General features: G+C 69.6%; 7 protein-coding genes and 1 pseudogene. 2 read left to right on the top strand and 6 right to left on the bottom strand.

Translation table 11 applies throughout. The features are described from left to right. Both FV228_RS14485 and FV228_RS14490 read left to right on the top strand, forming a co-directional pair. Window positions 1-749: pseudogene (locus FV228_RS14485) on the top strand (alpha-2-macroglobulin family protein); the annotation flags it as partial. Window positions 750-949: 200 nt separating this feature from the next. Further along, window positions 950-2,074 carry a mechanosensitive ion channel family protein gene (locus FV228_RS14490; RefSeq protein ID WP_147855267.1) on the top strand — a complete coding sequence of 375 codons (1,125 nt, stop codon included), beginning with the start codon at window positions 950-952 and terminating at the stop codon, window positions 2,072-2,074. Window positions 2,075-2,204: 130 nt separating this feature from the next. Here FV228_RS14490 and rlmN read toward each other — a convergent pair whose 3' ends face one another. From rlmN to FV228_RS14520, 6 genes are all read right to left on the bottom strand, one after another. After that, window positions 2,205-3,479 (bottom strand): 23S rRNA (adenine(2503)-C(2))-methyltransferase RlmN, encoded by a 1,275-nt coding sequence (gene rlmN, locus FV228_RS14495; RefSeq protein ID WP_147855268.1) that lies wholly within the window; start codon window positions 3,477-3,479, stop codon window positions 2,205-2,207. Between the two features lie 166 nt (window positions 3,480-3,645). Next, window positions 3,646-3,984: a Grx4 family monothiol glutaredoxin gene (gene grxD / locus FV228_RS14500; protein WP_147855269.1), complete on the bottom strand. Its 339-nt coding sequence runs from the start codon at window positions 3,982-3,984 to the stop codon at window positions 3,646-3,648. 8 nt (window positions 3,985-3,992) lie between these two features. Beyond that, the gene (locus FV228_RS14505; protein ID WP_147855270.1) at window positions 3,993-4,874 is read right to left on the bottom strand and encodes a DUF29 family protein; all 882 of its coding nucleotides are present in this window, start codon (window positions 4,872-4,874) and stop codon (window positions 3,993-3,995) included. A gap of 22 nt (window positions 4,875-4,896) precedes the next feature. Next, a complete protein-coding gene (locus FV228_RS14510) occupies window positions 4,897-5,133 on the bottom strand; it encodes a BolA family transcriptional regulator (protein WP_007568343.1) in 237 nt (78 codons plus the stop codon). 30 nt (window positions 5,134-5,163) lie between these two features. Further along, window positions 5,164-7,389 (bottom strand): phosphoribosylformylglycinamidine synthase subunit PurL, encoded by a 2,226-nt coding sequence (gene purL / locus FV228_RS14515; RefSeq protein WP_147855271.1) that lies wholly within the window; start codon window positions 7,387-7,389, stop codon window positions 5,164-5,166. A 138-nt stretch (window positions 7,390-7,527) separates the two neighbouring features. Then, the coding region (locus tag FV228_RS14520; protein WP_147855272.1) for a hydrolase at window positions 7,528-8,288 on the bottom strand (761 nt) is incomplete at its 5' end.

Genomic DNA, 8,288 nt, shown 5'->3' on the forward strand with positions numbered 1-8,288 from the left:
GGCTGACCCAGGTCGCGCTGGCCCCGGTGGCCGCGGTGATCGGCGAGGAATCCCAGGACACGCGGACGACCAGCACGCAGGAGAATGCCTGGCTGGTGCTCGCGGCCGAGGGCCTGTCCAAGGAGGCCGACGCCCTGTCGTTCAGCCTCGACGGCGCGGCGCAGGCCGGGCCGCTCGCCCGGATCTACCGGGGGCCGGCCCTGGACGGGCGCAGCGTCGCGCTGGTCAACACCGGCCGGGCGCCGGTGCAGGTGGTGCTGGGGGTGAACGGCAGCCCGCTGGTGCCCGAGCCCGCTGCCGCCCAGGGCTACAGGATCGAGCGCAGCATCCACCGGCTCGACGGCAGCGTGGTCGATCCGGCCCACGGCCTGCGCCAGAACGACCGGCTCGTGGTGGTGCTCAAGGTGATCGAGGACAAGGCCCAGGCCGGGCGGATCCTGCTGGTCGATCCTCTGCCGGCGGGGCTGGAGATCGACAACCCGAAGCTGCTCGACGCCGACGCCCTCCAGAGCCTCGCCTTCGCCAAGTCGGAGGTGCAGCCGGTCCACACCGAGTTCAGCGACGACCGTTTCGTGGCCGCCTACGACCGCGACCCGAGCCAGTCGGCGTTCTTCACCGTGGCCTACACGGTCCGGGCGGTCTCGCCCGGGACCTACGTGCATCCGGGCGCCTCGGTGGAGGACATGTACCGGCCGGCGCGCTTCGGCCGCACAGCGACCGGCAGCGTGGAGATCGGGGCGGCGCGGTAAGGGGCACGGGATCGGCTCGCCCATCGGGACGGGTCGCCGGCGAACGCGCGCGGCTGCCCGGCCGGGCACCGAAACGCAACCGTCCGGCCGCGTCCTGACCATGCCGCTGCGTTGCAGCGCCGGCATGGTGCGCTGCGGAACCCTGACCGGTGCCGCCCATTCCTCCAGGTCCCGTTCGGAACCCGTGGAGGTCATGCCCGATGCCGGACCTTAATGCCCTGACCGGCCGCGCCGCCTCCGTGCTGGCCTATCTGCCGTGGTGGGCCGAGAGCCTGATCCTGATCGTCACCTGCTGCGCCGTGGTGATGCCGCTGCACGGGGTCGCGTACCGGGCGATGAAGCGGGCGGTGGCGAGCAAGAGCCTGTTCTGGCGCTCCCTGGTCTCGCGCAGCCGCGGACCGAGCCGCCTGGGCCTGATCGTCGTGGCAATCAGCCTCGCCTCGACGACGGTACACCTGTCCTGGGAGGTGCGGATCGCTCTCAACCAGATCCTGCTCGTCGCCTTCGTGACGCTCACCGGCTGGTGCTGCGCCACCGCGCTCCACATCGCCACGGTTATCTACCTGCGCCGGTTCAAGCTCGACGCCGAGGACAACCTGCTGGCGCGCAAGCACTTCACCCAGATGCGCATCCTGGAGCGCGCCGCCGTCACTCTGGTCGGCCTGATCACCGTCTCGGTGGCGCTCATGACCTTCGAGCCGGTGCGCCAGTATGGGGTAAGCCTGCTGGCCTCGGCGGGGGCTGCCGGCCTGATCCTGGGGCTTGCCATGCAGCCGGTCCTGTCGAACCTCGTGGCCGGCATCCAGATCGCCATCACCCAGCCGATCCGGATCGAGGACGCGATCATCGTCGAGAACGAATGGGGCTGGGTCGAAGAGATCACCTCCACCTACGTGGTGGTGCGCCTGTGGGACTGGCGGCGCTTGGTGCTGCCGCTCACCTACTTCATCCAGAAGCCGTTCCAGAACTGGACCCGGGACGGCGCCTCGCTGATCGGCAGCGTGTTCCTGCATGTCGACCACCGCGCCCCGGTGGCCCGGATGCGCGAGAAGCTGTCGGAGATCGCCGCCGCCACGCCCCTGTGGGACGGCAAGGTCGTCAACCTCCAAGTCTCGGACGCCAGGGAAACGACCATCGAGGTGCGGATGCTGGTGAGCGCCCGCAATGCGCCCCAGGCCTGGGACCTGCGCTGCGTGATCCGCGAGGCGATGATCACCTGGCTCCATGCCGAGCACCCCGAGGCCCTGCCGCGGCACCGCACGGAATGGGTCGGCGCCGAGGAGCCCCCCTTGCGCCGGGCGGACGGGCAGCGGATCGCGGCGTGATCGCGGGATTCCAAAGGGCCATGCCCTTTGGCGGGTCGTCAGGGCGGAGCCCGACACCGGGCGAAGCCCGGCAGCAGGGCTTTGCCCTGCACCCACGAAAGGTCTCGGACCTTTCGAAACCGGACCTGCGTCAGTCGTCCAGCCCAGCGTAGAACCCCTCGGCGCCGATACCTTCCTCTTGCATCAGCCGGGCCCGGGCGCGCAGCTTCTCGGTCTCGCTCTTGAGCTGGCCGCAGGCGGCCAGGATGTCCCGGCCCCGGGGGGTGCGCACCGGCGAGGCGTAGCCGGCGTTGAACACGATCTCGGAGAAGCGCTCGATCCGGTCCCAATCCGAGCATTCGTAGCGACTGCCGGGCCAGGGATTGAACGGGATCAGGTTGATCTTGGCCGGGATGCCCTTGAGCAGGCGGACCAGCTCGCGCGCATCGGCGTCGGAATCGTTGACGCCCTTCAGCATCACGTACTCGAAGGTGATGCGGCGGGCGTTGCTCACGCCCGGATAGGTCCGGCAGGCTTCGAGCAGCTGCGCGATCGGGTATTTGCGGTTGAGCGGCACCAGCTCGTTGCGGAGATCGTCGCGCACCGCGTGGAGCGAGATCGCCAGCATGGAGTTGGCCGCCTCGCCGAGCCGGGGGATCTGCGGCACGACCCCGGAGGTCGAGACCGTGATGCGCCGCCGGGACAGGGCGAGCCCCTCCTGGTCGGACATCACCCCCACGGCGTCGATCACCGCGTCGAGATTGTACAGGGGCTCGCCCATGCCCATGAACACGATGTTGGTCACCAGGCGTCCGACGTCGCCGGCCCCGGAGGCGTCGCGGCTCGGCATCTGGCCGGGCCAATCGCCGAGCTCGTCCCGGGCGGTCACCAACTGCTGCACGATCTCGGCGGCCGAGAGGTTGCGCACGAGGCGCTGCGTGCCGGTGTGGCAGAACGAGCAGGTGAGGGTGCAGCCGATCTGCGAGGAGACGCAGAGCGTGCCCCGGTCCGGACCCGGGATGTAGACGCACTCGATCTCGGCGCCGCGATTGTGCTCCTGCGGGTTGGTCGGCGCCATGCGCAGCAGCCACTTGCGGGTGCCGTCGCGGGAGACCTGGCGGCTCGCGACCTCGGGACGCTCCAGGGTGAAGTGCTGCGCCAGCTCGGCCTTCAGGGCCTTGCCGACATTGGTCATCTCGGCGAAGTCGTTCGCCCCGCGGAAGTTGACCCAGTGCCAGAGCTGGCCGGCCCGCATCCGGCTCTCGCGCTCGGGCACGCCCATCGCCACGAGTTGCGCCTTGAGCGCGTCGCGGGTCAGCCCGACCAGCGAGGGGCGCCGGCCGGGGAGCGGCATGGGCTGGAAATCGGGCGCCTTCTCGATCGCGGGTTCGGCCGCGCGGGCGCTGTCGAGCGACGGCGTCGCCATGATGTTCGGTCTATCCATAGCTGTGGAACGGTTCTGATATAGGCGATCGTGCCGGCGAACGCGAATGCGTCCCGCCCACGGGTGACCCGACCGGGCGCTATGGCAGTCGGCCACGAAAAAGGGCGCCCGCAGGCGCCCTGATCCATCCGGCCGGGTCCCAAAGAAATCAGGCGGCGGCGGACTTCACCGGGATGCCCTTCTCGGCCAGGAAGGTCTGCAACTCGCCCGACTGGAACATCTCGCGGGTGATGTCGCAGCCGCCGACGAACTCGCCCTTCACGTAGATCTGCGGGATGGTCGGCCAGTTCGAGAAGGCCTTGATGCCCTCGCGGATGCCCTGGTCGGCCAGCACGTTCACGCCCTTGAACGGCACTTCGAGGTAATTGAGGATCTGCACCACCTGGCCCGAGAAGCCGCATTGCGGCATCTGCGGGGTGCCCTTCATGAACACCACCACGTCCTGGGAGGCGATCTCGTTCTGGATGGTTGCGTTGGCGTCGGTCATCGGGAATCTCACGGCTGTTGACTTGCGTTCATATTGCCGGTCGCGGCCAGCTTCTCAAGGAGGGCGGTGACCGGCAACGTGCCGCCGGTCAAATCCTCGTAGGTAAACGGGCATTTCTGCGGCAGGTCGCGAGGGACGCGGACCGCATATTCGGCAAGGCCGGCAGCGGCATCCGCAACGCCACGACGCCAGGCAGCGTCCAAGTCGATCAGTCGACGCATGGAGGGCTTCGCCTCATGCGCGATCCGAAGCAGAAACGCGTCGATTTCGATCCGCCACCGATAGCGGCTGGGCGCGTCCGGGTCTGACAGGAGTTTGACGAGATGTTCGAAAACCAGCTCCATCTTGCGGACCACGCCGCTGGTCTGCGAGCGGCCCACGTACAGAAGCTCCCCAACGATGTTTTGCCAATCAATCTGTTGAGATAAGGGGTCGGACCGCTCGGCCAGCCGCGTGAGCAAGGCGACCTGTTGATGGCACCACGCGACGGTGTCCTGATCGATCAGTTCGGGCTGATCGCGCCGTCGTTCAGCGTTTGCGTGAATGTCGCGCGCGCACCGCAGCACATCGGGGGCAGCGGCACGCTCAGCCAGTAACCGGTCGAGCCAGGCTTCGACACCGCCTTCCGCATCCCAGGCATAAGCCCCTAATGCGGCCGGGATCGCGTCCCGCTCGATGGACCCATCCGAACCCGTGATTCGCGGTACGGCCTCGAACAGGCGCTCATGGATGCCTGTCGAGAAATCTTCGGGCGCGACGAGATCGCGAAGGTCATCATGGAGGGATGGGTCGCCCAGCACGGCGCCAAGCAGTTGACGTTCCCAAGCGAGGGCTTCGCCCCAGGCCGCCGGCTGTACGCGTTCGACGAAGACGGAGGGTTTTAGACTCATCCCGAGGCCTAAACGTCTCCCGTCAATCTTGAGGGACGCCGGTGGTCAGCGCAAGGGCGTGGAGCACGCCGCCCATCCGGCCCTGCAGGGCGCCGTAGACCATCTGGTGCTGGGCCACCCGGGTCTTGCCCTTAAAGGCCGCGGACAGGACGGTGGCGGCGTAATGGTCGCCGTCGCCGGCAAGGTCGCGGATCTCGACCTGCGCGTCGGGCAGGGCCTCGCGGATCATGCGCTCGATCTCGCCCGCATCCATCGGCATCGGGAAACTCCTGGGGCGTCGTTGAGGGGGTCAGGCGGCCGGCGCGGCCGGCTGGCTCGCCATGTAGGTGGGCAGCCAGCCTTCATGGGCCGCGATCAGCTCGGACAGGGATATGGTCTCGCCGCCCGGCAGGGTCAAACGGTCGGATCCGGTCACCCCGACGACGGCCGCGTCGATGCCCTGGGCCGAGGCGCTGTAGAGCAGGTCGGTGGCCGCCTCCGGATCGACCGCCAGCAGGTAGCGGGCCTGGTCCTCGCCGAACAGGTAGGCGTGGGCCGGCAGATCCACCGGCACCTCCGGCAGGGCCGCGCCGATGCCGCCGGCCATGGCCATCTCGGCGAGCGCCACGGCGAGCCCGCCGTCGGACAGGTCGTGGACGGTGTCGACCGTGCCGGACACGATCAGCCCGCGCACGAAGTCGCCGTTGCGGCGCTCGAGCGCGAGGTCGACCGGGGGCGGCGCACCCTCTTCCCGGCCCTCGATCACCGCGAGATAGGACGACTGGCCGAGCCAGCCCTCGCCGGCACCGACCAGCACCAGCACGTCGCCCTCGCGCTTGAGCGCGATGGTGGCGTGGCGCTCCACGTCGTCGAGCACGCCGACGCCGCCGATGGTGGGGGTCGGCAGGATGCCGACGCCGTTGGTCTCGTTGTAGAGGGAGACGTTGCCGGACACGACGGGGAAGTCGAGCGCCCGGCAGGCCTCGCCGATGCCCTGGAGGCAGCCGACCAGTTGGCCCATCACCTCGGGCTTCTCGGGATTGCCGAAGTTCAGGTTGTCGGTGATGGCGAGCGGCTTGGCCCCCACCGCGGTGATGTTGCGCCAGGCCTCGGCCACCGCCTGCCGGCCGCCCTCGACCGGGTCGGCCTCGCAGTAGCGCGGGGTGACGTCGCAGGTCAGCGCCAGGCCCTTCGGGCCGTCCTCGACCCGCACGATCGCGGCGTCGCCGCCGGGCTTCTGCACGGTGTTGCCGAGGATGAAGTGGTCGTACTGCTCGTAGACCCAGCGCTTCGAGGCAAGGTCGGGCGAGCCGACGAGGCGCTTGAGCGCCTCGGTGAGCGAGGCCGGCGCCGGCACCGTGGATGCGGCGATCACCGGCTGATGGGTGTTGGCGAGATGCGGCCGGTCGTAGAGCGGCGCCTCGTCGCCCAGCTCCTTGATCGGCAGGTCGGCGACGGTCTCGCCGTGCCACTTGACCACGAAGCGCAGCGTGTCGGTGGTCCGGCCGATCACCGCGAAGTCGAGGCCCCACTTGACGAAGATGCCTTCCGCCTCGGCCTCCATGCCGGGCTTGAGCACCATGAGCATGCGCTCCTGGCTCTCGGACAGCATCATCTCGTAGGGGGTCATGCCGGCCTCGCGGGCCGGCACCTTCTCGATGTCGAGCTCGACGCCGAGGTCGCCCTTGGCGCCCATTTCCACCGCCGAGCAGGTCAGCCCCGCCGCGCCCATGTCCTGGATGGCGATCACCGCGCCCGAGGCCATCAGCTCCAGGCAGGCCTCCAGCAGCAGCTTCTCCGCGAAGGGGTCGCCGACCTGCACGGTCGGGCGCTTCGATTCCGTGGCCTCGTCGAACTCCGCGGACGCCATGGTGGCGCCGTGGATGCCGTCGCGGCCGGTCTTGGAGCCGAGATAGACGATCGGGTTCCCGACCCCGGTGGCGGCGGCGTAGAAGATCGCGTCGGTGCGGGCGAGCCCCACCGCCATGGCGTTGACCAGGATGTTGCCGTCGTAGCGCCGGTGGAAGCCGGTCAGCCCGCCCACCGTCGGCACCCCGAAGGAATTGCCGTAGCCGCCCACGCCCGCCACCACGCCGGAGACGAGGGCGCGGGTGCGCGGATGGTCGGGGGAGCCGAAGCGCAGGGCATTGAGCGCCGCGATCGGCCGCGCGCCCATGGTGAACACATCCCGCAGGATGCCGCCGACGCCGGTCGCCGCGCCCTGGTAGGGCTCGATGTAGCTCGGGTGGTTGTGGCTCTCCATCTTGAAGACGCAGGCCAGCCCGTCGCCGATGTCGATGACGCCGGCATTCTCGCCCGGGCCCTGGATCACGTGCGGACCCGAGGTCGGCAAGCCACGCAGGTGCTTGCGCGAGGACTTGTACGAGCAGTGCTCGTTCCACATCGCCGAGACGATGCCGAGCTCGGTCAGCGTCGGGTCGCGCCCGATCAGGCCGCGGAAGCGCTCGTACTCCTCCGGCGTGAGGCCGTGCTGGGCCACGAGCTCGGGGGTGATCGGAACGTCGTTGCGGAACATGCGAAGGTCTCGGCAGAGAGCGGCCCGTCCCGAAGGACGCGTACCGCGGCGAACCCGAACCGGGCTGAGATCTCAAGCTGACCCGGCTCTAGAGCGGAAGCGCCCGCGCTGGCAACATCCGTGGGCGCGGGGCGGGGGTCAGATCCCGGCTTCGCCGACGCGCTCCGGGGGCGGCCCATCCTCCTGGCAGCGGGATACGAGCCTGTGCACCGGCTCCGGCCCGGTGACTACGTCGAGATAGTCGAAGCCGCTGTCGCGCTGGCTCGCCATGAGCAGCTGGAAGTGCATCTGGAACAGGTTCCACTGCCGCCGGCCGACATCGGCGCTGGTGATCAGCTCGTGGATCGCCACCCAGAGGACGGCGGGCCGGCCGGGATCGGGCGGGGTCAGGCCGCAGGCGGCGATCGGGTTGTTCTTGTGGATCGACAGCCAGTCCCAGGTGGCGCGCACGTCGAGCCAGCGGATCTGCGCGGCCCGCCCGAACCGCAGGAGGCTGTCGCGGAAGCCCTGCGCGGCCGGGTCTAGGCCGAGCCAGGGAATGACGCTGCCGATGCTCACGAACGAGACCGGCGTGCCGCGCGCGCCGAATCCGGGATCGCGGGCGAGCACCCGGTCCAGCACCTCGATGCCGAGGAAGCTCGACGAGGAATGGCCGACCACCACCACCTCGTCGGCGTCGCCCTCGGCGGCGTGGATGCGCGCCGCGAAGGCATCGAGGCGGGGCCCCATCTCGGGTGCCTCGCCGGCCGCGTAGGCATGCGTGAAGGCGGTGTCGTCCACGAGGTGGGGCACGTAGAGCGGCTTGCCGCGGGTCGCCCGGATCAATCCGGCCAGGATCGCGTAGGCGAGGGGCGGCACCGCCAGCAGGCTCCAGGGCCGGGCCGCCGCCGGTGCCAGCC

It is taken from the genome of Methylobacterium sp. WL18 (assembly GCF_008040015.1).
GTDB classification, from domain to species: domain Bacteria; phylum Pseudomonadota; class Alphaproteobacteria; order Rhizobiales; family Beijerinckiaceae; genus Methylobacterium; species Methylobacterium mesophilicum.

Coding starts and splice junctions, on each gene's coding strand:
- FV228_RS14490 (WP_147855267.1), top strand. CDS start 950: ATGCCGGACCTTAATGCCCTGACCGGCCGCGCCGCCTCCGTGCTGGCC.
- rlmN (WP_147855268.1), bottom strand. CDS start 3,479: ATGGCGACGCCGTCGCTCGACAGCGCCCGCGCGGCCGAACCCGCGATC.
- purL (WP_147855271.1), bottom strand. CDS start 7,389: ATGTTCCGCAACGACGTTCCGATCACCCCCGAGCTCGTGGCCCAGCAC.
- grxD (WP_147855269.1), bottom strand. CDS start 3,984: ATGACCGACGCCAACGCAACCATCCAGAACGAGATCGCCTCCCAGGAC.
- FV228_RS14505 (WP_147855270.1), bottom strand. CDS start 4,874: ATGAGTCTAAAACCCTCCGTCTTCGTCGAACGCGTACAGCCGGCGGCC.
- FV228_RS14510 (WP_007568343.1), bottom strand. CDS start 5,133: ATGCCGATGGATGCGGGCGAGATCGAGCGCATGATCCGCGAGGCCCTG.